Source organism: Psychrobacter sp. 1U1, from assembly GCF_051847535.1.
In the GTDB taxonomy this organism is placed as follows: domain Bacteria; phylum Pseudomonadota; class Gammaproteobacteria; order Pseudomonadales; family Moraxellaceae; genus Psychrobacter; species Psychrobacter saeujeotis.
In genome coordinates, this window is the sequence record NZ_JBPYDD010000002.1 from 529,599 (window position 1) to 552,484 (window position 22,886).

19 protein-coding genes are annotated in these 22,886 nt (G+C 42.9%); 2 read left to right on the plus strand and 17 right to left on the minus strand.

Translation table 11 applies throughout. The features are described 5' to 3' along the window. Positions 1-317: 317 nt before the first annotated feature. A complete protein-coding gene (locus ACS8FB_RS04470; protein WP_439261222.1) occupies positions 318-1,088 on the plus strand; it encodes a hypothetical protein in 771 nt (256 codons plus the stop codon). Between the two features lie 114 nt (positions 1,089-1,202). Here ACS8FB_RS04470 and ACS8FB_RS04475 read toward each other — a convergent pair whose 3' ends face one another. The 17 genes from ACS8FB_RS04475 to rplU form a co-directional block, all read right to left on the minus strand. Further along, the gene (locus ACS8FB_RS04475; protein ID WP_439261223.1) at positions 1,203-2,036 is read right to left on the minus strand and encodes a ferredoxin--NADP reductase; all 834 of its coding nucleotides are present in this window, start codon (positions 2,034-2,036) and stop codon (positions 1,203-1,205) included. 168 nt (positions 2,037-2,204) lie between these two features. After that, positions 2,205-3,683: an NADH-quinone oxidoreductase subunit N gene (locus ACS8FB_RS04480; protein WP_439261224.1), complete on the minus strand. Its 1,479-nt coding sequence runs from the start codon at positions 3,681-3,683 to the stop codon at positions 2,205-2,207. A gap of 3 nt (positions 3,684-3,686) precedes the next feature. Further along, complete coding sequence (nuoM, locus tag ACS8FB_RS04485; protein WP_058368355.1) at positions 3,687-5,315, minus strand: NADH-quinone oxidoreductase subunit M; 1,629 nt, start codon at positions 5,313-5,315, stop codon at positions 3,687-3,689. A 1-nt stretch (position 5,316) separates the two neighbouring features. After that, positions 5,317-7,191 carry an NADH-quinone oxidoreductase subunit L gene (nuoL, locus tag ACS8FB_RS04490; RefSeq protein WP_439261225.1) on the minus strand — a complete coding sequence of 625 codons (1,875 nt, stop codon included), beginning with the start codon at positions 7,189-7,191 and terminating at the stop codon, positions 5,317-5,319. A gap of 4 nt (positions 7,192-7,195) precedes the next feature. Further along, positions 7,196-7,504 carry an NADH-quinone oxidoreductase subunit NuoK gene (gene nuoK / locus ACS8FB_RS04495; RefSeq protein WP_439261304.1) on the minus strand — a complete coding sequence of 103 codons (309 nt, stop codon included), beginning with the start codon at positions 7,502-7,504 and terminating at the stop codon, positions 7,196-7,198. A 98-nt stretch (positions 7,505-7,602) separates the two neighbouring features. Further along, complete coding sequence (nuoJ, locus tag ACS8FB_RS04500) at positions 7,603-8,310, minus strand: NADH-quinone oxidoreductase subunit J (RefSeq protein WP_439261226.1); 708 nt, start codon at positions 8,308-8,310, stop codon at positions 7,603-7,605. Then, positions 8,307-8,855, minus strand: coding sequence for an NADH-quinone oxidoreductase subunit NuoI (nuoI, locus tag ACS8FB_RS04505; RefSeq protein WP_299219102.1), 549 nt, complete (start codon positions 8,853-8,855; stop codon positions 8,307-8,309). Before nuoI ends, nuoJ begins: the two co-directional genes overlap by 4 nt. Positions 8,856-8,899: 44 nt before the next feature. Then, a complete protein-coding gene (nuoH, locus tag ACS8FB_RS04510; RefSeq protein ID WP_439261305.1) occupies positions 8,900-9,892 on the minus strand; it encodes an NADH-quinone oxidoreductase subunit NuoH in 993 nt (330 codons plus the stop codon). A gap of 52 nt (positions 9,893-9,944) precedes the next feature. Beyond that, the gene (nuoG, locus tag ACS8FB_RS04515) at positions 9,945-13,082 is read right to left on the minus strand and encodes an NADH-quinone oxidoreductase subunit NuoG (protein WP_439261228.1); all 3,138 of its coding nucleotides are present in this window, start codon (positions 13,080-13,082) and stop codon (positions 9,945-9,947) included. A gap of 10 nt (positions 13,083-13,092) precedes the next feature. Beyond that, entirely contained in the window at positions 13,093-14,517 is a 1,425-nt protein-coding gene (nuoF, locus tag ACS8FB_RS04520; protein WP_439261229.1) for an NADH-quinone oxidoreductase subunit NuoF, read from the minus strand. After that, positions 14,514-15,023 (minus strand): NADH-quinone oxidoreductase subunit NuoE, encoded by a 510-nt coding sequence (gene nuoE / locus ACS8FB_RS04525; RefSeq protein ID WP_439261231.1) that lies wholly within the window; start codon positions 15,021-15,023, stop codon positions 14,514-14,516. Before nuoE ends, nuoF begins: the two co-directional genes overlap by 4 nt. A gap of 139 nt (positions 15,024-15,162) precedes the next feature. After that, positions 15,163-16,938, minus strand: a complete 1,776-nt coding sequence (gene nuoC, locus ACS8FB_RS04530; protein ID WP_439261233.1) for an NADH-quinone oxidoreductase subunit C/D — start codon at positions 16,936-16,938, stop codon at positions 15,163-15,165. A 148-nt stretch (positions 16,939-17,086) separates the two neighbouring features. Beyond that, a complete protein-coding gene (locus tag ACS8FB_RS04535; protein ID WP_299219093.1) occupies positions 17,087-17,755 on the minus strand; it encodes a NuoB/complex I 20 kDa subunit family protein in 669 nt (222 codons plus the stop codon). Positions 17,756-17,820: 65 nt separating this feature from the next. Further along, positions 17,821-18,444: an NADH-quinone oxidoreductase subunit A gene (gene ndhC / locus ACS8FB_RS04540; RefSeq protein ID WP_299219091.1), complete on the minus strand. Its 624-nt coding sequence runs from the start codon at positions 18,442-18,444 to the stop codon at positions 17,821-17,823. An 872-nt stretch (positions 18,445-19,316) separates the two neighbouring features. Next, positions 19,317-20,009, minus strand: coding sequence for an outer membrane lipoprotein chaperone LolA (gene lolA / locus ACS8FB_RS04545; RefSeq protein WP_439261236.1), 693 nt, complete (start codon positions 20,007-20,009; stop codon positions 19,317-19,319). Between the two features lie 491 nt (positions 20,010-20,500). After that, a complete protein-coding gene (gene rpmA, locus ACS8FB_RS04550) occupies positions 20,501-20,758 on the minus strand; it encodes a 50S ribosomal protein L27 (protein WP_068034744.1) in 258 nt (85 codons plus the stop codon). A gap of 91 nt (positions 20,759-20,849) precedes the next feature. Next, a complete protein-coding gene (rplU, locus tag ACS8FB_RS04555; RefSeq protein WP_439261238.1) occupies positions 20,850-21,161 on the minus strand; it encodes a 50S ribosomal protein L21 in 312 nt (103 codons plus the stop codon). Positions 21,162-21,597: 436 nt separating this feature from the next. Between rplU and ACS8FB_RS04560 the strand changes: the two genes are divergently transcribed. Beyond that, positions 21,598-22,623, plus strand: a complete 1,026-nt coding sequence (locus ACS8FB_RS04560; protein ID WP_439261240.1) for a polyprenyl synthetase family protein — start codon at positions 21,598-21,600, stop codon at positions 22,621-22,623. Positions 22,624-22,886 lie beyond the last annotated feature (263 nt).

A 22,886-nucleotide genomic window follows, 5' to 3' on the forward strand; every position in this document is an offset into this window, starting at 1 on the left:
ATAATTATGCCGATCAATCGCTGTATTTGTGCCATCATAACATGAGCAACAGTTGTATCGCTATGGTGTCACTTTATCATAATCAAAATACAAATAAAGCTTGTGACTAAAAGCCTTGCGACCAACTTGTGCTTGCTTGACACTCTTCGTTATGTTTTTTAGGTTATTTGCTACAATATAAGGCCTTGCGTTTTTTGGTATGCTATTTTGCTATATACTATTTTCACTCGTCATAGTGCTATCTACGCTATCGATTAGCGTCTGACGATTAATCATCTGGTAAAAACAATCCTACTATAATCATAAGGATAACAAGTTTGAGTAACTTCGATAACTTCGATAATTTCGATGACTTCTCCGATAATCTTGGCTATCAATTCAACGAGTCGTTTAGTGACGGTTGGGAGGGCCTAACCCAAAGTATTAAGAATATTTATAATAAAACTGCTGATAAGCTGGATGATGAATTGGCTTTGCCAGTTGCCCAAAAATACGTCAACGATGCGCTGCAAAAGTTCGTCACGGACAATGTCAAATCTATTTTAGAGTTGAGAGTCGAGTTACACGATGATTGGTTTCGCCTATACTGTACAGTAAATGCTGCTGGCATTTATGCTGAAGTAGCTGGTAATTTTAGTTTAGTACATGCCCAACTTGATCGTAATGTGCAACGTTTTGTGTTTGGTCAGTTGACCTATACAGATGTGCTTAACTTACGCTGCGAATCATTCTTAAAGCTTCAAGGTATCAAACTTGCTATCTGGTTTTATCATAGCGTCCTAAAAAAAGACCCTTTAGGCGTAATTTTAACTTATATCAATATCGCCCGTGCTAAAGAAGATATCATTTATCTCGATATCAATCGCTGGCTTAAGAAGAACCAAAAAATCATGAGTACCCTACACAAGGTACAGGTAAATTACGGAGAGGTTGAAGAAGATCAATTGATTCTAAAAGCGCAGATCAATTATCGCGACTTATTGGGCAGTAGTAGTGGCGAAGATATCATTGGTGATGATGATGAACCCGAATTAATGCATGGACCTATCAATCCTATAAATGACGCAACTGAGCCCAATACAGAATAGCTACGATCTATATTACAGCTTTTATTGGGTAACAAAAAACGCTGCCAATCATCAGATTGCAGCGTTTTTTTAATCATTTGTCATTACTCTCAAAGCCAATGACTTATCTATCGATTACCAATAGTTTTCTACTGCAATGTTCCCTTCACCGCGGCGGTTCATAACAAAGCCTAATTCTTTCAAGGTCTCTTTGGTATCTTCTACCATTTCTGGATTACCGCACAGCATCACATGAGCGCTATCATTATCTAGCTTTATGCCAGCCCGCTTCTCAAGCTCACCATTTAGTAATAATTGTGGCAAACGCTCGGTAAGTGCACCCTCCATAGGTTCACGAGTCACAATCGGCACAAAGATTAAGCGGGCAGGATCATCAACTAACGAACCAAAATCAGCTTGCAACTGCTTTATCTGCTCAACGTACGCCAGCTCTTCTTTTGAGCGCGCACTATAGGCTAGGACGATATGCTCGTAGTCTTGCCATGTTTGCAAATCTTGTAGCATCGACAAAAAAGGTGCCAAGCCAGTGCCAGTTGCAAGCAACCATAAATCTTTTGGTAACGGCTGTTGATAGCGAGCCAAAGTTAAAAAGCCAAATGGCATAGTATTGAGGAGTAACTCATCTCCCACTTGGAGATGCTGCAACTGTGAGGTAAACGCCCCATCAGGAATCACAATAGAGAAGAACTCCAGCACTTCATCAAACGGTGAAGATACTATCGAGTAAGCGCGGAATATATCCTCGTCCGGCGCGGCGTCAGTTACTTGGCTTGGTGCCTTGTCTTGCTGCTTGTAGTATTGTAGCTTACTGGGATTGACGCCCAAACGTACAAACTGCCCGGCAGTAAACTTAAAGCTGTCTGGACGCGTTACGGTAAAGCTAAACAGACTGGGTGTCCAAGTGGTCTTACTCAGTACTTTAACGGTTTGAATATTGTCTTCACTCATAATAATTAGTCACTTATATTTTGTTAATTTTTGCGTGGTTATTAAAACGAACAAATAAAAAAGATGCGCCAAGCTTATCATAAACTCAGCGCATCTTGGTTTTCTATCAGTAACTGCTACAGCGCAGCTTAAGTTAAGCTTATTAAGCCTCTTTATATATAGCTTATATTACCAGATACGAGCCATACTCGACCATACAATCATACTGTTGGGTAATATACCAAAGAAAATAATCACTGCGGTCACACCGATGACCATCAGTCCACCCATGCGAATGCCCCATTGTCCTGCCACATCAAACTCAATAAACTCTTTTGGACGTTTAAACAGTGTCAGCATGACACGTAAATAGTAGAACAACCCGATAGCACTACCCAAAACAATCATCGCAGCCAAGAACCAGTTCGTACCCTGAACAGCTGCCAGTATGGCAAATAGCTTGGTAATAAAGCCAGCAGTCAATGGAATACCAGCCAATGAGAGCATCATAATTGTCATAACAGCCGTTAGTACCGGACGACGCCAGAACAATCCTTGATAATGTATCAGCTCATCAGCTTCACCGGCCAATCGATAAGGGCTAGACATTAAAGTCACAACACCAAACGCACCGATAGAAGTAAAGGCATAAACGGCCATATACATACTAGTGATGCTATCAGCGGCACTACCAATACTAACGATTACAATCAGCACATAACCCATATGAGCAATAGAAGAATACCCCAGTAAGCGCTTTAAATTGGTTTGACGTACTGCCAATAAGTTACCGACCAAAATAGACAAGGTTGCCATGACCATAATTAGTATCTGTACTGATGGTAATGCCAATAAAGCCGTATCAATCAAAAAGCGGACAGCAAGTGCCATCATAGCAACTTTAGAGACTGAAGCCAGATAAGTCGCTATAGGAGCTGGCGCTCCCTCGTATACATCTGGCGTCCACATATGAAAAGGAGCTGCTGATAGCTTAAAAGCAATACCAAACATCATTAATGCCGTACCCAATATCAGTAATGGTGATTCAAATATATCACCCAATACTAAGCTAATAGGTTTGAATGCCAATGAGCCAACTTGGGCATAAATGAAAGCCATCCCCATCAATAAGGTAGCAGAGGCAGTCGCTGACAATACTAAGTACTTAAGCCCCGATTCAAGTGAGCGATTACGTAAAAAAGTATAAGACAGCAGACCATATAGCGGTATAGACAAAAGCTCTAAGCTCATAAAGAATGCCGCCATATGCTGCGCCGATACCATTAAGAGCGCGCCAGTGGTCGACACTAACATCAGTAAGTACAGCTCATCTTTATTGTCTTTAAGATTGGCCAAATACGCGTAAGCTAATGTACAACATGCTAATGCACAGATAAAAATAACGACCATATTAAACTGAGCAAAATTATCGATTACAAATAACTGCTCAGCGCTTGGCAATGCATATCTGCTGTCTATTACTCCTCCTATTTGTGCAAGTAGGATAAATAGACCAACGTTTAGTCCAGTCACGGTAATAGTGCCAGTGATAACATGCGAGCGCTTAATAGTAATCGCAATCATGGCCAATAACGTTGTAACTACCACTGCAATGATTGGTGCATAAGGCATTAGCCCCATCAAATCATTCATCGTAATATCATTCATGACTTAACGTGCCTCCATTGCATCAAGTAACTGTGACGCATCTACTTGAGTGATTTCACTGTAGACATATGCATTATTAATCCACTGCATGGCTTGACTTGATGTATCCAGTATCGGCTGCGGGTAAAGGCCAAGCCATACCAATCCAGCCGCTAACATCAGTAGTAATGACAGCTCACGCTTGCCCAGGTCTTTTAATTTGCGTGTTGGCAAACCATGTGATTTGGTCTCGTGCAACGCCACCTCTTCAATATTATTAATCCCAAACAGTGCGCGGTAAATTAAGATTAAAGAATATAAACCAGCCAACACTAAGCTAAAGGTTGCTAGTACTACAAATACGGGGTACTGAGCAAATGCGCCAAATAAAATCATGAATTCACCGATAAAGTTACCTGTACCAGGAATACCTAGAAGTGCCGCGCAAAAGAACATCAATATTGGAGCATAATAACGGAACTGTCCCCACATACCGCCCATCAAAGTCAAATCACGAGTATGTAGACGCTCATAGAGCTGCCCTGCCATAATAAATAGTGCAGCCGAGCTAAGCCCGTGTGCAAGCATCTGAATCATTAAGCCTTGCAGACTGAGTAATGTACCTGCATAAATCGCCAAAACCACAAAGCCCATGTGCGAAATACTGGTATAGGCAAGCAAGCGCTTCATATCGGTTTGCATAAAGGCAAGCCATGCCCCATAAAAGATACCAATCGTACCTAACGTAATCGCAATCGGTGCAAACTCTTGAGACGCTGCAGGAAACAAGGGCAACACAAAACGAATCAAACCATAAGCTGCTGTCTTAATTAGCACCCCTGCCAAATCCACCGAGCCTGCTGTTGGTGCCTGCGCATGGGCATCCGGCAACCAGCCATGAAAAGGAATAATTGGCAGCTTGACGGCAAAACCAATAAAAAAGCAAAGCATGATTGGATATTCCCAGCCGCCAAGTGGCGTACCGAGTAAGTCATTATAATTAAAGCTAACCACACCGCGATTAGCATAATTGAAGAGTACTAATAACAAAATACCAATGAGCATGATAAGCCCAGAAGCTTGGGTATAAATAAAGAACTTGGTGGCAGCGTATTCTTTAGTCTTACCACCAGCGACATCATGACCCCAGATAGCAATCAAGAAATAGATAGGAACCAGCATCATCTCCCAAAAGAAAAAGAAGAGGAACATATCAATCGCTAAGAACACGCCTATAACGCCGCCCAAACTCCATAACAAGTTCAGATGAAAAAACCCAACACGGCGTTGAATCTCATTCCATGAACAAGCAACAGCAGCAACACCAAGTAACCCTGTCAGTGCAATCATCAGGAGCGACATACCATCTATTGCTAAATGAAAGCTAATACCAAAACTTGGTATCCATGGCACATTATATTCAGCGACCCATGGCACAGCAGATTGCGGTGCTATGACTTGCTTACTCATGCCTGAAAAGTCGCCATACTGCCATAATACAAGTGACAACCCAAAGGTCAGCATCATGCCGATCAAAGCAATCCACCGCGGCAGACGCTTGTTTATTCGCTCAACCAACCAGCATAACAACCCTGCAATAAATGGAATTGCAATCAATGCTGGCAGCATCCACGTTTGTTGTAACTCTATCATCTTATACCACCATCATCATTACCAGCACTAACAGCACAGCCATACCCAAGCCAAAACTTGCAGCATAACCTCGAAGTGACCCTGTTTGCGTTGCAGACATCGCTTTGTTCCCTGCTGATGCCAACATAGGTAATATGTTCCATGTTTTATCAATGGGATCGGCTTTAAATAAGCGACCAATGAATAAAAAGGGTTTTACAAAAATCAAATCGTATAGCGCATCAAAGCCCATACCGTTATAGCACCAGTAATATAGCGCGCCACCAATACTTGATTGTTTAAAGCGCGATAACATCCGGCCCTTATCAACCACATATAATAAAGCGGCTATTATCAATCCAGCCAGCATTGCACCCATCGCGATATATTCCGCCGTATGTTTGGCGTGCGCTTGACCTGCAACTTCTAATAAATGCCCTACGCTCTCTGGCAACACACCTTGTAACGGTGGCGTTATGAGTGCGCCCACTGCCGTGGATAGTACTAACAGTACAGTCAATGGCAACCAATACGACACACCAGATAACTTATGTGCAGGTGTTTTCTCTTCGCCAAAAAAGACAATCCAAATCATACGGAAAGTATAGATTGCCGTTAAGAATGCACCGAATACACCCATATAGAATAAGACTTGATGACCAGTAGCATAGGCCTCCCAAAGAATGGCTTCTTTGGAGTAAAAACCTACCGTCACCCAAGGTATGGCTGCAAGCGCACCGCCACCGACGATATAGCACCAAAATACCAATGGTATCTTTCTACGTAAGCCGCCCATCTTAAAGATATCTTGCTCATGATGGACTGCAAGGATGACTGCACCTGATGATAAGAATAGCAAGGCTTTAAAGAAAGCATGGGTCATCAAATGGAAGATCGCACCTTGCCATGCACCAACGCCTAATGCTAAAAACATATAGCCGATTTGACTCATGGTCGAATACGCTAAGATACGCTTGATATCTGTTTGCACTAATGCGCAAAAACCAGCGACAACAAGTGTCAACGCGCCTACTGCCCCGACCCAATATAAAAGAATACCAGGAGTCAAAATAAATAACGGATGCATACGTGCGATTAGATAAACGCCCGCGGTCACCATGGTCGCTGCGTGAATCAAGGCCGAAACGGGTGTTGGGCCTGCCATCGCATCGGCAAGCCACGTATGTAGTGGCAACTGTGCGGACTTACCCATTGCACCGCCAACCAGCATCATAGTAGTCAACATCATCGTTGGATTGTTAAGATCAACCATCTCTGGCGCTCGCGTAATAATCTCTTGAATATTGAGCGTACCAAATTCACGAAACAGTAAAAACAGTCCAAATGCTAAGAAGACATCACCGACACGAGTAACAGTAAAGGCTTTCATCGCAGCTCGGCCATTGGCACGATCTTCAAAGTAAAAACCAATCAATAGGTATGAGCAAATACCTACGCCTTCCCAGCCAAGATAGAGCAGTAATAAATCGTCTGCGAGTACCAGCAACAGCATGCTGGCGACAAATAGGTTCATATAACTAAAAAAACGGGCAAAGCCTTTATCACCTTTCATATACCAAGCGGCAAACAGATGGATTAAAAAGCCAATACCAGTAATAATCCCAGTCATGGTCAATGCTAAACCATCAAAGCTTAGAGCAAAGCTTGGCGCAAAGTCGCCAACTTGAAACCACGTCCATAGCGGTACTTGTATTACGGTACCTGCTGGATTGTCCATCAAAAAAGTATAACTGACAACCAAGGCACACAATGCAGATAACAGCATGCTCCCAACACCGACAAATGCAGCTGCTTGTTCAGTTAGCTTGTCACGCATAAAGGCTAATATTAAAAAGCCAATGAGCGGAAGTATAAAGGTTAATGGTAATAAACTCATGACATCATCCCTTCATCTCATTGGCGCTATCGACATCGAGATGTCCACGCTTATGGTAAAACTGTAGTAATATCGCTAAACCGATGGCTGCCTCAGCGGCGGCTAATGTCAATATAAAGATAAACATGATCTGTCCGTCTGGGTCGACCCAGCGGCTACCTGCCACTACAAATGCTAATGCCGCCGCATTCATCATAATCTCAAGACTCATTAGCATGAATAAAAAGTTACGACGTACCATGACACCGCATAGTCCAATAGCAAACAATACACCTGCCAAGATGAGTCCATGACTCATAGGTATCATACCCAGTACGCCCTGCGCCTCAGCAACTGGCTGCACGAAGCCTGCTACTTCATGGGCAAACGGGACGGTGGACACATCTTGTGCCACGCTCGCTGCTAATATCATCAGTCGGACTCCTTACGCGTGACTCGTTGCACACCTACATAGTCATGTGGATCTACTTCTTTGTATTCGTATGGTTCAGCTATTCTGACAGCTTCATTATCTGCATAACTGTCATTACTCTCATGTTCTATGATATTACCCACACTTGGATGAAAGTTTTGGCTATCGTTACCAGTGATCTCATCATCTACAGACTCTTTGCCCAAATGATAAGCAGCAACTAGGGCTGCCAATAATAGCAGCGCGGCTACCTCAACCAACATGACATACTTAGTAAACAGTGCCGTACCAACCGCTTTGGCAGAAATGGTCGTACCGCCAATCATGGCGACTTCATTATGGTTAAGACCAATCATCGCATACAGCACAACCGCAATAATTACCGTCAATCCAGTTGGTACTGCCCATGTTCCTGCATTGAGCCAACGCTCTTCACGAGCATCATTAGCCATGCCAAGATTGAGCATCATAATCACAAAGACGAAAAGCACCATAATTGCGCCAGCGTATACAACGATCTCAAGCGCCCCAGCAAAGGGCGCACCCAATACAAAAAATATACCGGCTATCGCTAACAATGATACGATCATTGATAAAATAGCATGTACTGGGTTGGCATGAGTGACCACACGCAGACTAGCAAAAATAGCGACTGCCGCAAGTGAATAAAAACCTGCTAACTCAGGGTTGTTTAAGATATTCATCATGGCAACAAGCTCCGAAGATCAATAGGTGCGGCTTCATTTTGTGCAGCCCCTTTTGGTTTATCTGCCACGGCCATACCAGAGACGCGATAGTAGTTATAATCAGGATATTTACCTGGTCCTGAAATAAGTAAATGCTCTTTTTCGTAGACCAAATCCTGACGATTATACTCACCCAACTCAAAATCTGGTGTCATTTGAATTGCAGTCGTTGGACACGCTTCTTCACATAATCCGCAAAAGATGCAACGTGAAAAATTGATTCGAAAGAACTCTGGATACCAGCGCCCATCTTCACGCTCGGCTTTTTGTAGTGAGATACAACCAACCGGACACGCTACTGCACATAAGTTACAAGCAACGCAGCGCTCATCACCGTCTGGATCACGAGATAATATAATACGTCCCCGAAAACGCGGCGGTACTGGCACAGGCTCTTCAGGATACAGTATGGTATCGCGCGGCCTAATCGCATGGCTATTGACCATCCACATGCTGCGGACAATGGTAAAAATACCAATGACAATCTTTTTTATCGTAGTAAACATGGGATTATTATCCTTATCAGCATTACTTTAAATCTTTACCAAAACTACAGTGCCGGAGAAAACATCAATATAACAGCAGCAGTAATCAGTAGATTGATCAAAGTAACTGGCAGACAGACTTTCCAACCAAAATTCATCACCTGATCATAACGCGGACGCATAAGTGAGCCTCGAGCCAAAACAAATAGGGTCATAAAAAATAGCGTTTTTATCATGAACCAAAAAGCTGGCGGGACAAATGGAATATCTAAATTAAAAGGTGCAAGCCAGCCCCCAAAGAACAAACAAGTCATTAGCGCAGAAATGAGTACCACATTGACATATTCACCGATAAAGAACATACCGAACTTCATACCAGAGTATTCGACATGGTAACCTTCGGCGAGCTCTTGCTCGGCTTCTGGCTGATCAAATGGATGTCTATGCGTTACCGCCACTCCAGCGACCACAAAGGTCAAAAAGCCGAAAAACTGTGGAATGATATACCAACCATCAATTTGCGATTCGACAATTTCACGTAGGTTAAATGAGCCAGTTAGGGCCACTACGCCCATCAAAGACAAGCCTAAAAACACCTCATAACTGATGGTTTGCGCCGCAGAACGCAGACCGCCAAGTAATGAGAACTTGTTGGCAGAGGCCCAGCCACCGAACATCACCGCGTAGACAGCGATACCTGCCATGGCAAAGAAAAACAAAATGCCAATATCCCAATCAGCAACACCAAGCGTTGGCGAGACCGGTATAATGGCAAATGAGGCCAATGCAGTGAACATAGCTACTGCAGGCGCCAAGGTAAACATAAACTTATCAGTAAATTTTGGTATCCAATCTTCTTTAAAGAAGATTTTGAGCATATCGGCAACCAGCTGTAAAGAGCCAAAAGGCCCGACACGGTTGGGGCCGTAACGATCTTGCCACAGCGCTAACATACGACGCTCGTAGACAATCATGATGGCAGCTACCAAAACGACGACCAAAAAAATCATCAAAGACTGCCCGACCAAAAACAGAATAGACCAAGTATCAAAGGTCATGCTGTCAGCCAAAAAATTTGGTACATCAGGAATAATACGGGTCACTTGCATATTACATCTCCTGTGTAGTGGTCGGAGCTATCGTTGTTTGAGTTGAGCGATTATCATCAAGACCATTACCAGTCTCGCTGTTACGTATCAAAGAATTATCATCAGCTATATTACCTACCATCGTTACTGGCGCATCTACTTTTTGTACCGAAGCTGGCATTGATGGATGGATAATGTTTACTTGTCCGACTGGATAGCCGATACAGCCTTCTGCTAAATAACCAACAAGCTGAACGGGCAAGGTAATTTGTTGCTTATCGATCTCGATAGCTAGGTAATCACCAGTCGCGACATTCCAATCTTTGGCATCGTCAACACTGATACGCCATGCTGCTACAGGTAGTTGCTCTGCAACGATTGGACTTCGTGATGCCATTATTGAGCTGGCGTAGATATTATAAATAGGTACCAATTTGGCTTGGCCTTGCACTATATCTGTCGTTGTGGTCGAACTTGTTTCTGGTGCGATATATTGACGCGTCGGTAGACGCTCTGTCGTATCGAACAAACGTACGCCTGGATCACCGTTTTTGAGATGACCGCCCACTTTATCTTGATACTTGTTCCATGCTTGTGGAGAATTCCAACCTGGCGCATGAGCAAAAGGAATCATTGAGCTTGGGGTTTGTTTGCCGCTATAACCTTCCATCGAAAAAGTTAAGCTGGTATCCCAGTCTTTTGGCTGCATTGGTTCATGCACAGATATTGGCGCACGCATTGCGGTGCGACCAGAGTAACGACGCGGCTGACGAGCAATCTTAAGACCCGTGATACGATAATCAGCATTGGGCGCCGCAGCTTTAATACCAATAAGCTTAGGATGAGTCGCTACTAAGGCGTTAATTACATCATCTAGCTGTGTCCAGTCAACATCTCGACCTTCCAAGCTGCTATGAACCGCATGCAACCAGCGCCAGCCTTCTTTAATACTGCTCATCGGATGGTAGTAGTTGTTATCGTAAACTTGGAAAAAGCGCTGAGCCCGGCCCTCGCTTGACACCAAAGTACCATCCGCTTCAGCAAAGCTTGCCGCTGGCAATACAATATCGACATCTTTGTGCCAGTCAAGCAGCTGATGATCTAAAGCAATGACTGTCTTGTCAGCGAGCAACTGTGTTAGTTTGTTGGCATCGATCGCATCAGTCAGCTGATTTTCGGCAACGATAACAACATCAAAATCAGTGGCCAATATTTCTTCTGTAGATTGACCGCCAAGTAGGCAAACACCCATACTATTAGCGTCTGGAACCGCTAAATAAATACCGGCTTGTGCATGATAACTGTCATTTGTCTCTTTTAGCTCAAGACTATTTTCTCTTAGCTCATCGCTGTCGGCAGGCTCACGCTTAATATCATCTTGTGCGTCTTTATCAGTACCAGTATTCGGTTTTTCTGGTTTGGCTTTGAGCTCTTTATCTTCTTCAGGCTGATCGTCCGCTGCCTGTGCCTGAGCGGCGGTAACCTTAGCGTTATGTGCTTCAACTTGTTGTTGCTCGGTTGCTTTGATAGCCACTCGTTTTTGCGTGAGTACCTGAGTAATCTGTGCCGCTGCTTCTATCAGCGCAGTCGATGATAAGCTGCTACCTGAGACGACTAGTGGCTTTTCTGCTTGAATCAAATCATAGGCGATCTGCTGAGCCAGTGCCTGCATACCGTCAATATCAGCAATGACATCTGTATCTTGTTGTTCAGTCGCTTGTGGATCTTGAATTTGTTTTAAATCATCTGCAAAATTAGCGATCTCATCGGCGACCTTAAAGCCAAGCTTGATAATATCCTCTGGCGTTGCCACCACACTAACTTTACTGATATCTTCAAGCTTGGTTTGGGTTACATCAATGACATAAACTGGGCTTAGTGCCCCTTGCGCAATACGCTTAACAGGTTCAGCAAGCCAAGCCTGTGTTTTGAGCGCTGCGGCCATCTTTAGACCTTCGTTTTTTGCCGCTTGACGTACTGATAATGCGACACGCGATGAAGTTTGAGTAATATCCTCACCCAAAACCAATACTGCGTCATGACTTTCAACATCCGTCAGACTTGGGTTGTAGATACCTTCAGTACTGAGTACTTCGATACATTTATTAATCAGCGCTTGTTGTTGATGATTGAGACCCGTCGAGAAGTTATCGAAACCTACTAAGTTTTTTAGCGCAAAGTTGGTCTCCAAACTGGCACGTGGTGAGCCAATACCAATGACTTTTTTGTCTTTAACACGCTTGATGGTCTCATCTAAGGCATAGTCAATATTGATTTTGACGTGTTTATCATTGATACGCTCAAGCGCTTGAGTTGGGCGATCAGCACGGTTGACATAACCATAACCAAAGCGACCACGATCACATAAGAAGTAACGGTTTACCTCACCGTTATAGCGGTTTTCGATACGGCGTAGCTCGCCATAACGCTCACCAGGTGAAATGTTACAGCCAGCCGAGCAGCCATGACAGATACTAGGCGCATACTGCATATCCCATTTACGGTTGTAGCGCTCAGAATGGGTTTTATCAGTAAATACACCAGTTGGACAAACTTCGGTTAAGTTACCTGAAAACTCACTTTCAAACTGACCATCTTTATCACGGCCAAAATAAACGCGGTTATTTGAACCATAAACACCCAAATCCTCGCCACCAGCGTAGTCTTTATAGAAACGTACACAGCGATAGCAAGCGATACAGCGGTTCATTTCATGCGCAATGAATGGCCCAAGCTCTTGATTATAGTGCGTGCGTTTGGTAAAGCGATAGCGACGACTGTTATGACCTGACATATAAGTCATATCTTGCAAGTGACAATGGCCACCTTCTTCACAAGTTGGACAGTCGTGCGGATGGTTGGTCATCAGTAGCTCAATCATCGACTTACGAAACGCTTTGGCTTCATCATCGGTGACTGAAATGTACATATCATCGTCTGGCGCAACCATACACGACATCACAAGACGCCCTTTACCCGCTTCCATATCTTCTTTATTCTGATACTGCTTGACGGCGCACTGACGACACGAGCCCACTGAACCTAAGGCTGGATGATAACAAAAGTATGGCACATCAATGCCGAGTGACAAGCATGCTTGTAGCAAATTATCGCTGCTATCTACTTCGACAGTGGTCCCATCAATATGTATGACTGCCATGCCGTTCTCCTTATTTCGCTACTGGCTGTTGATAAGCTGCTGCTTCGATAACGTCTACACCAACCGCCTGTGCGATTTTTTGATCAAACTCAGGTCGGAAATATTTAATCGCACTCATCAGTGGTTCCATCGCACCTGGCGCATGGGCACAGAAAGTTTTACCAATCCATAAGTCACGTGTTAAGCCCTCTAGTTTTTCCACATCGCCCACTTGCCCTTCACCATCGTTGATAGCGGTGAGTAGCTTAACGCCCCATGGCAGGCCATCACGACATGGCGTACACCAGCCGCATGATTCACGCTGAAAGAAAATCTCAAGGTTACGCAGCAGTGGCACCATATCTTGTGCTTCATCGACCACCATAATCAGTCCAGTACCCATGCGGCTACCGGCTTCTTGAATGGTGTCAAAATCTACTACCACATCTAAGTGATCAGCCGTTAAAAAGTCAGTCGAGGCCCCACCTGGTAACCAAGCTTTTAGCTTTTTACTCTCGATCATACCACCAGCCAAATCTTCGATAATCTCACGAGCGGTATACCCAAATGGTAGCTCCCATAAGCCTGGATCGTTGACCAAGCCTGAGCAGCCAAATATTTTTGTACCAGGGGTTTTACTTTTGCCTTTAATTTCAGACAACGACTGATACCAGTCTACGCCATGGTTTAAAATAGCTGGCATATTACTCAACGTCTCGACGTTATTGACCACTGTTGGTCTACCCCACGCGCCAGAGATTTGCGGAAAAGGCGGCTTGGTACGTGGATTGGCTCGGCGGCCTTCTAAACAATTGATAAGCGCTGTTTCTTCACCGCATATATAGCGTCCAGCGCCTGTGTGCACATGTAAATGAAAACTAAAATCTGAGCCTAAGATGTTGTCGCCCATCAGGTTATTGGCTAAACACTCTTCGATGGCCGCAACCAAACGCTCGGCTGCCAAAATATACTCACCGCGGATAAAGATATAGCCATCGGTTGCGCCAATAGCGTGCGCAGTAATAAGCATGCCTTCGATAAGCTGAAATGGCAGACGTTCCATTAACAAGCGGTCTTTGAAGGTACCTGGCTCCATCTCATCAGCATTACAGATGAGATAGCGCGGCAAACCGTCTGGCGGTGACATAAATGACCATTTTAGGCCAGCATTAAAACCTGCACCACCGCGGCCTCTAACATTGGCCGCCTTAATCATATCTTCAACAGCTTTAGGAGATTTGTCTAAAGCTTGTTTTAGGCCAGTAAAGCCTTCTAGAGACTGATACGTCGTCAAATCTAATACAGCATCGTGATGAGCTAAGCGCCATGTTAATGGCTTGGTTTTGCTATTGGCTGTAGCTTTGTCACCATAAATTGGCACACGCTGATCATTAAGCTGGCTTGGTGCTTGACCTTGACGACGGCGAGCGATCTGCTCTGACAGTGTTAATCTCATGCGTATAGCTCCAATAACTGTGCGACCTCGGAGGGCTGAATAGGACCATAAGTGTCTTCATCAATCAGTACAGCTGGCCCTTTATCGCAATTACCCAAACAGCAGATTGGTAGTAAAGTAAAACGGCCATCGGGTGTAGTCTGTCCATATTCGATACCAAGCTGCAATCTGAGCTCAGCTGATAGCGCTTCATAGCCAGTCAAGTAGCAGGCAACAGAATCACAAATTAAGATGACATGACGACCAACAGGCTGACGATAAATACGATTAAAGAAAGTGGCAACCCCATCCATATCTGTCACTGGTATGTCTAAAATATTGGCGATTGCATTTACTTGTGCGTCATCTACCCAGCCGTTACGTTTTTGTACGATCTTTAATGCGTCTAGTGAGGCTGCGCGAGCATGTGGATAATGATGCATAAACTCATGTATCGCTGCAATCTCCTCAGTAGTGAGAATGTTTGCCACATCTACTTTTGGCATTTTATCGGAAACAATTTTCATAATCTTCTATCTTTCCTCAATCATCACGCTTTATCACACTACAAGGATGTCTTATTGCGACTTTTGCTATATTAAAATATTACCGCATTTGACGTGTCATTTAGCAATAATGCATTGATTAAATTGTCTTTTTTAATATTTAGCGATCGCAATCTGCCATCACAATGTCAATTGATGCCAGATACATAATGGCATCAGATACCAATGAGCCGTTAATCACAGAAGGCATTTGCTGCAAATGGGCAAATGTTGGGGTACGGATACGGGTTCGATAGCTCATGGTGGCTTTGTCAGACGTTATGTAATAACTGTTCAGACCTTTGGTGGCCTCCACTATCGTTGTACACTCGCCCGCTGGCATTACAGGACCCCAAGATACCGATATAAAGTGATTAATCAGTGTTTCAATGTCATTCAATGTACGATCTTTTGGCGGTGGTACGGCTAGTGGATGGTCAGCCTTGTAAGGGCCTTGCGGCATATGATCCATACATTGTCGAATAATGCGTAACGACTGACGCATCTCTTCGACTTTGATCATACAACGGTCATAAGCATCGCCGTTGTAACCAATAGGTACTTCAAAATCAAAGTTTTCATAACCCATATAAGGACGCGCTTTACGCAAATCAAAATCCACACCCGTCGCACGTAGACCAGCTCCAGTAACGCCCCAAGCTAATGCTTGCTTGGCATTATACTGCGCAACGCCTTGGGTTCGTCCTTTTAGCACACTGTTTTGTAGGGCCGCTTTGACATATTCATCCAGACGCTTTGGCATCCAATCTAAAAACTCACGAACCAGACGTTGCCAGCCGCGCGGTAGATCAGCAGCTGTACCTCCAATACGGAACCACGCTGGGTGCATACGATAACCCGTCACAGCCTCGATAACGTCATACGCTTTTTGGCGATCGGTAAACATATAAAACACAGGGGTCATACCACCTGCATCCTGAATAAAAGTACCGACAAATAGCAGGTTATTAGTAATGCGGAAAAACTCACTCATCATCACGCGAATGGTCTGCGCCCGATCTGGTACAGTAATACCCGCAAGCTTTTCGACCGACATGATGTACGGTAACTCATTCATCACCCCACCAAGATAATCAATACGATCGGTGTAAGGGATAAATGAGTGCCATGTTTGGCGCTCTGCCATCTTTTCAGCGCCACGATGGTGATAACCGATATCAGGAATACAATCGACCACCTCTTCACCATCGAGCTGCAATACAAGTCTGAATGCACCGTGAGCAGAGGGATGATTGGGACCGATATTTAGGAACATAAAGTCTTCATCACGCCCTGAGCGTTTCATGCCCCATTCTTCTGGCACAAAACGTAGGTTTTCTTGTTCATACTGCTGTTTAGCAGTGTTTAAGAAGTACGGCGTAAACTCGGTCGCACGTGCATGGTACTCTTTGCGCAGTGGATGACCTTCCCAGTATTTAGGCAACAAGATACGAGTCAAGTGTGGATGACCACTAAAAACGATGCCAAACATATCCCACACTTCGCGCTCATACCAGTTGGCATTTGGCCAGATATTAGTAGCGCTCGGTAAACTTAAATCCTCTTCGCTCAGAGCAACCTTAATACGTATATCACTATTACGTTCAAGCGACATGAGATGATAAAATACGGTAAAGTCACTATCAGGTAATCCGGCCCGATGCTGACGCAGACGCTCATCTATCGCTGATAAGTCAAATAACATGACATAGGGCTTTGGTAATTTACGTAAGAATAAAAGTATATCAAGCAAATCGGCACGCGCCACCCAAACCGTTGGAATATCATCAACAGTCTGCTGCACGACAAACTTACCTGCATAATTGTGCCCCAGTTCTCTAATAACTGCAGGTACAGACTTTATCTTAGAATCTTTGTTTTCGACTACCGTGACCATGAATGATACATTCCTTCATTAATCATAACTAAACGATGTTAATCATAATCAAACTATGATAAGCGTATGCGCACTTCGCATTTTTACGAGTTATTTACGACTGACCAAACCAATACATACTATAAAGTCTGGCCAAATATAAGCAGTACTAAATACTATCTGGACTACGCAAGTTTTTTACAGCGATACGATCGGCTTGTTTACGGTCGCGTTCAGGGGTCATTTGTGGCTGATAGATACCCTGATCATTAACGTGAACCCCTAGCGGACGCCGCTCATGAGTAATAGACTCTTGCAATAGCATAAGACCTTGTATCAATGCCTCTGGACGCGGCGGGCAACCTGGAACATAAACATCAACAGGGATAATTTTATCGACACCTTGTACTACTGAGTAGATATCATACATACCGCCAGAGTTGGCACATGCTCCCATTGAGATAACCCATTTTGGTTCAAGCATCTGCTCGTAGAGACGTTGAATGACGGGTGCCATCTTAATAAAACAAGTACCTGCAACGATCATCACATCTGCTTGTCGAGGCGAGGCACGAATAACCTCTGCGCCGAAGCGTGATAGATCATGAACCGCAGTAAGTGTTGTTGCATATTCGACATAACAGCAAGAAGTACCAAAGTTAAATGGCCATAATGAGTGCTTACGCCCCCAGTTTGCTGTTGAATGAACCAGATCTTCTAGGCGACCCATAAAGACATTTTTATTGACTTCATCTTCGATAGGGTCATTGACCGTTTGGCGAGACTGTGCAGGATAGGTATCTGCATCAGGGTTGGCTTTTGTTAATGTGTATTTCATAACATACAACCTTTATATTAAGCAAAGCTGGCTAATCAACTTACCATCACTATTGCTATAAACAGTTAACGTTTATTTTTCTCTTGCTGAGCAGCTGCTGCAAAATCTACAGACGTAATATTACCTGTAGTATTGATATGGTCTATGCTTTGTAGATGGCGACGATTGGTTTCAATGTTGTTTGAAACATTGACTTGTCCTGAAGATTGCGCAGGTATTTTACCGGTAGGGTCTACCATCAGCTCATGGGTACCATTGAACTTGGTAATATCAGCAAGATTAAAGCCTGCTGGTGCAGCGTAAAGACGCTCTTTTTTACGGCGTCTATCGGCAGGTGCCCAATTCATCGCACCCAAACTCAGCTCGTATACCAAACCGATGATTAAAATACCAATAAACACAGCTGCCGCCGCAAACCCAAGCCAACTGGCTTCACGAACTGAGACCGCATAAGCATACAAATACAATGCCTCTAAATCAAAGATAACAAAGAAGATAGCCACCAAATAGAATTGGGCAGACAAACGAATACGGGCATTGCCAGATCCGACAACGCCCGCTTCAAACACTTCTTCTTTTTGTAAACCCTGAGAGCGACCGCCAAGTAAACGGGGAACGACCAGCATAAAAACGACTAGTCCTATAGCGGCTAGAATAAAGGCGACTGCTGACCAATTAAAAGCAGACATGATAATACGTGCTCCTCACCCAATCTGGTGTCATAAATAACGCAAACCATTGTTCTACAAAGAATAATAGCATAGCATTACCTGACGCAGACGAAAACACAAAGACTGTGCTGGTAACAACCAATTATCAAGATTATTGACGACGGTATAAGACGATACCAACCGTAGATTTATCTAAGTACTAAAAACAGTAAAGCAATCTACCGATCTTCGATGTTGACACTCAGAACAGAGACACTGATAGTCTTTAGCCATGCTATCAGACAAAAACTGTAGCATATCTAGATAAAGGCTGGTCATCAAATCCATCTAATAAAGACGCAAGATAAATTTATTAAATCAATATCATATTTAGACATTTAATTGATTTAATAACTCATTACGCGTAATCAACAATGGTATGACAACTGGCATAAACTGTTTGCTCACTATACGCATATCACCCATTAAAAGCCAGTTTTTAACAGTATTATATAGTCATTTTATATGCTACAAAATATGTATTTTATAAAACAAAATGTGCTATCCACTACTAAAACTATAACAGGTCAGATCGTTTGGTTGACAGTCCAATATTACTGATAAAAATACTGAATAATGTAATTAAGTATCAAAAAACACAACTGATATATTTAAATATAATAGCACTATACAGCAGAGTATTTGACATGCGTGGCAAGACTGCGAGTATTGTAAACCAAATATATCCAATTGCAACCTGCCCATAGTGCTACTTTAAATAAACATTGCTATGTGTGGTGTTGCTATAGGGTTTTTAGTCAATAAAAAAGAGGTATATCCAAGTAATGGACTACCTCTTTATCAATGATAAAATGATAAATCAATCAATACTATCGTCTTGCATCAATTGATTATTGGTTGATGACATCTACCCCTTTTGGCGGGGTAAAGTTAAACTGACTGCTGCTGACACTTGGGTTAAGCTTGATGCCATTAAACTTAATCGATGTGGTTTGTCCAAGTGTGTCATTTAATACCATCATGACCGGTTTACCACCACTAAAGCTTACCGATAGATTTTTAAAGCTAGCATCACCGGTTTTAGGATATAACACGTAGTAATTTTTGTTTTCGTACGGTTGGGTCACTTTAAAGTTTTTATCAATTTTACTTGGATCACCTGACAACAATAATGCTGGCGTATTGCCTACTTGACTATCTACACCTTGCTTGGTTGCTTGCTCCAAGTCTTTATCATAGATCCACATTGAGTTACCATTTGCAACAATCAACTGTTCTGATGGTGACTTGGTTTCCCAGCGAAAGTTATTTGGACGTTGAACACTCATCGAACCTTTAAACGTGCCATTGGTTGCGCCTTTAGTCGTTTGAGTGAAGTTGGCAGTCATGCTTTTAGTATTGGTTAACAGCTTGTTTAAGCGTTTGGCTGCGACCAAATTGTCAGCAGGGGCCGCTGTGGCAGACTGAGTCAATGCTACCATTGGGGCTGCAACACCTAACGTAGTCATTAATACACCAGTCAATGCACCGCTCATCATTTTTTGTTTTACTGTAGTAGATTTTACTTTAGTAGATAAAGTCATGATTTTTCCTCTCGTAGTAAAAATAAAATATCAATGAATATAAAAGTTAGATCATCGCGTTTTTGTTGTGTTCATCTATTGCACAAGATCATGTGCAGTGTGAGTTATCGCAATAAGCCTATGAATATCGTAAGTATACAACTATATAATTATAACAATATTTAGTAGTGATCTAACCGTCAGTTATCAGCTGCTTGTTTGTTTAATATCGCTTCAACTCTCAACAAAATAGTACTAATAACCAATGAGCACAGTGTGCCAGTTTTTTTATTACACGCCTAGTCTTCAATTGCAATCAATACTACGCCTGCCATACGCGCTTGTAACGGCAGTAGTTACACTACTCTACCCTTTCACTACTTTATTCTGTTAATTAAAAATAAAAGTAAGCACAAAAAAAGCTCCTATTACCAATCAGTAATAGGAGCTTTTATATGTAACAAACTACATTATTTACAAATAATAAAGTAGCTTATGCTTTAAAACGATAATTACTCGCCTTCAACCATTACATAGCGACGGTTAAATTTACCTTTAGTCGCAAACTTTACTACACCGTCATTTAGTGCAAATAAAGTATGGTCACGACCCATACCAACGCCTTCGCCTGCGTGGAACTCTGTACCACGTTGACGTACAATGATGTTACCAGCAGTAATAGCTTGGCCACCAAAGATTTTTACGCCGAGCATTTTTGGGTTTGAATCACGACCGTTACGGCTCGAACCGGCAGCTTTTTTATGTGCCATGAGAAAATCTCCTTGTTAATATAATTTATCGCTATTGCGATACATCTTAAGCAGTTAGTACGCTATTTAGCATCAATAGCTAAACTGATAACTACGCGTTAATCGCTTTGATTTTTAACAAGGTGTACCATTGGCGGTGACCTTGCTCTTTATGATAATGCTTACGACGGTTGTGCTTGATGATACGGATTTTATCACCGCGACCGTGCTCAACCACTTCAACTTCTACGCTTGCACCATCTACAACAGGCTGACCAATTTTGACGTTATCACCATCTACAACCATCAACACGTCTTCAAACCTAATCGTCTCGCCTTTTTCTGCTTTTAACAATTCAACTCTTAAAAGCTCATCGACGACTACACGATGCTGTTTACCACCACTTTTGATTACTGCGTACATTGTCTGACTCCGTTTAACCCGTGTGCCGTGGCTGATATCATACCAACGCTTCGACGACGAACACGACAGGGAAAAATTAAAGGCAAGATTTTACGGCTTTTTGCTCATAAAAGCAAGCCACCTATCTTGTTTTTGAAAGTTGGTGATATTTACTCAATGTCTTGGTACTGTGTATTTTGACAATGAGCTGACCAATTTATGTAAGCAAAAATTTTACAAAATAAACCGTATTAGCAATTATGCCAACGATTAGTTTAAGCTTAAGTACCACTATTATAACTTATACAATCAGTAACTTACAATGCATTATTAACACCCGCTTTACTTTAACTACCGATTTGATAATGTAGCTATGTTACTATAAGCATGCTGATAGTGTTATAAGAGACGGCTATCAAACGATTTTTTCTATCTTCTATTAATATGACTATTTACTATGACGACCACCTCTTTATCGAACACCTTAACCACCTCTTTATCTGCCCCAAGTTATGCCGATATTCAAAGTATCGTTGTTGATGACTTTGAGATCATGGATAAACAGGTGTTTGGCAGTCTTAATTCAAAAGTACAGCTTGTTATGAGCGTCTCCCAGCATGTGATCAATGCAGGTGGCAAACGTATGCGTCCATTAATTACCCTATTATGTGCGCGTATGCTTAATGACGAGCCATCACGCGAAGCGATGCATTTGGCAGCCATTACTGAGATGCTGCATACGGCAACTTTGGTACATGACGATGTGATTGATGAGTCAGGACAGCGCCGAGGCAAACCGACAGCCAATGCCACATGGGACAATGCGACAGCCGTTTTGGTTGGAGATTATCTCATTGCCCGTGCCTTTAATTTACTAGTAAGTTTTCAGAGTTTACCGTTATTGCAGCTATTTTCGGATGGTACCTGTGATATTGCTGAGGGGGAGGTTTTACAGCTCCAGCATCAACACAACCCTACTGCTACTGAAGCCGACTACCTTAATATCATAGACGGCAAAACATCACGGCTATTCATGATGGCAACTCAAGGTGCCGCTATTCTGCAAGAGCAAACGCAGTATTTATCTGCATTAGCAGACTTTGGACAACACTTTGGTAATGCGTTTCAGATTATCGATGATGTGCTCGACTATAGTGGTGATAGTGAAGTGATGGGCAAAAACCTTGGTGATGATTTGGCAGAAGGTAAGCCAACTCTACCCACAATCAAAGCGCTTGAACTACTCAAAGACAGCGATACAGAAGGTTATGAGCAACTGCGTATTGCCGTACAGACAGGCAAAACGCCAAATGCAGAACAGCTCATAGAATTGGTTCGTAGTTCAGGCGCGTTAGACTACTGTAAAAAACGCGCGCTAGAAGAGACAGCCTTGGCGCAGCAGGCACTAAACACGCTACCTGACAACCGTTATCGTCATGGCTTGTATCAACTCACAGAGCTTGCCAGCGCGCGATTGCTATAGTTAGTTCTGTGTCATCTGTACTATCAACTGACAAAGGCAACTCTATTTCTAAGTACTATTTAGTAGTTGAACCGTCCAAACTCTACCTAAGTAGCGATTTGGACGCTATTTAAATAGAGTTTTTTAACGACTATTGCATTCGAAACTAACAAGCTAAAATTAACCTTTTTAAAAATAACAGGTTATCGGCATCGTTACCTTTCTTTAAGTTTCATAAATATTTGCAGTATTATAATCATGTAAAGATTGTTTTGATAATTTGA

What these genes read in the sequence shown, in the direction of transcription:
- ACS8FB_RS04475 (WP_439261223.1), bottom strand. Translation starts at nt 2,036, where the DNA reads ATGAGTGAAGACAATATTCAAACCGTTAAAGTACTGAGTAAGACCACT.
- ACS8FB_RS04480 (WP_439261224.1), bottom strand. Translation starts at nt 3,683, where the DNA reads ATGAATGATATTACGATGAATGATTTGATGGGGCTAATGCCTTATGCA.
- nuoM (WP_058368355.1), bottom strand. Translation starts at nt 5,315, where the DNA reads ATGATAGAGTTACAACAAACGTGGATGCTGCCAGCATTGATTGCAATT.
- nuoL (WP_439261225.1), bottom strand. Translation starts at nt 7,191, where the DNA reads ATGAGTTTATTACCATTAACCTTTATACTTCCGCTCATTGGCTTTTTA.
- nuoJ (WP_439261226.1), bottom strand. Translation starts at nt 8,310, where the DNA reads ATGATGAATATCTTAAACAACCCTGAGTTAGCAGGTTTTTATTCACTT.
- nuoI (WP_299219102.1), bottom strand. Translation starts at nt 8,855, where the DNA reads ATGTTTACTACGATAAAAAAGATTGTCATTGGTATTTTTACCATTGTC.
- nuoH (WP_439261305.1), bottom strand. Translation starts at nt 9,892, where the DNA reads ATGACCTTTGATACTTGGTCTATTCTGTTTTTGGTCGGGCAGTCTTTG.
- nuoG (WP_439261228.1), bottom strand. Translation starts at nt 13,082, where the DNA reads ATGGCAGTCATACATATTGATGGGACCACTGTCGAAGTAGATAGCAGC.
- nuoF (WP_439261229.1), bottom strand. Translation starts at nt 14,517, where the DNA reads ATGAGATTAACACTGTCAGAGCAGATCGCTCGCCGTCGTCAAGGTCAA.
- nuoE (WP_439261231.1), bottom strand. Translation starts at nt 15,023, where the DNA reads ATGAAAATTGTTTCCGATAAAATGCCAAAAGTAGATGTGGCAAACATT.
- nuoC (WP_439261233.1), bottom strand. Translation starts at nt 16,938, where the DNA reads ATGGTCACGGTAGTCGAAAACAAAGATTCTAAGATAAAGTCTGTACCT.
- ACS8FB_RS04535 (WP_299219093.1), bottom strand. Translation starts at nt 17,755, where the DNA reads ATGAAATACACATTAACAAAAGCCAACCCTGATGCAGATACCTATCCT.
- ndhC (WP_299219091.1), bottom strand. Translation starts at nt 18,444, where the DNA reads ATGTCTGCTTTTAATTGGTCAGCAGTCGCCTTTATTCTAGCCGCTATA.
- lolA (WP_439261236.1), bottom strand. Translation starts at nt 20,009, where the DNA reads ATGACTTTATCTACTAAAGTAAAATCTACTACAGTAAAACAAAAAATG.
- rpmA (WP_068034744.1), bottom strand. Translation starts at nt 20,758, where the DNA reads ATGGCACATAAAAAAGCTGCCGGTTCGAGCCGTAACGGTCGTGATTCA.
- rplU (WP_439261238.1), bottom strand. Translation starts at nt 21,161, where the DNA reads ATGTACGCAGTAATCAAAAGTGGTGGTAAACAGCATCGTGTAGTCGTC.
- ACS8FB_RS04560 (WP_439261240.1), top strand. Translation starts at nt 21,598, where the DNA reads ATGACGACCACCTCTTTATCGAACACCTTAACCACCTCTTTATCTGCC.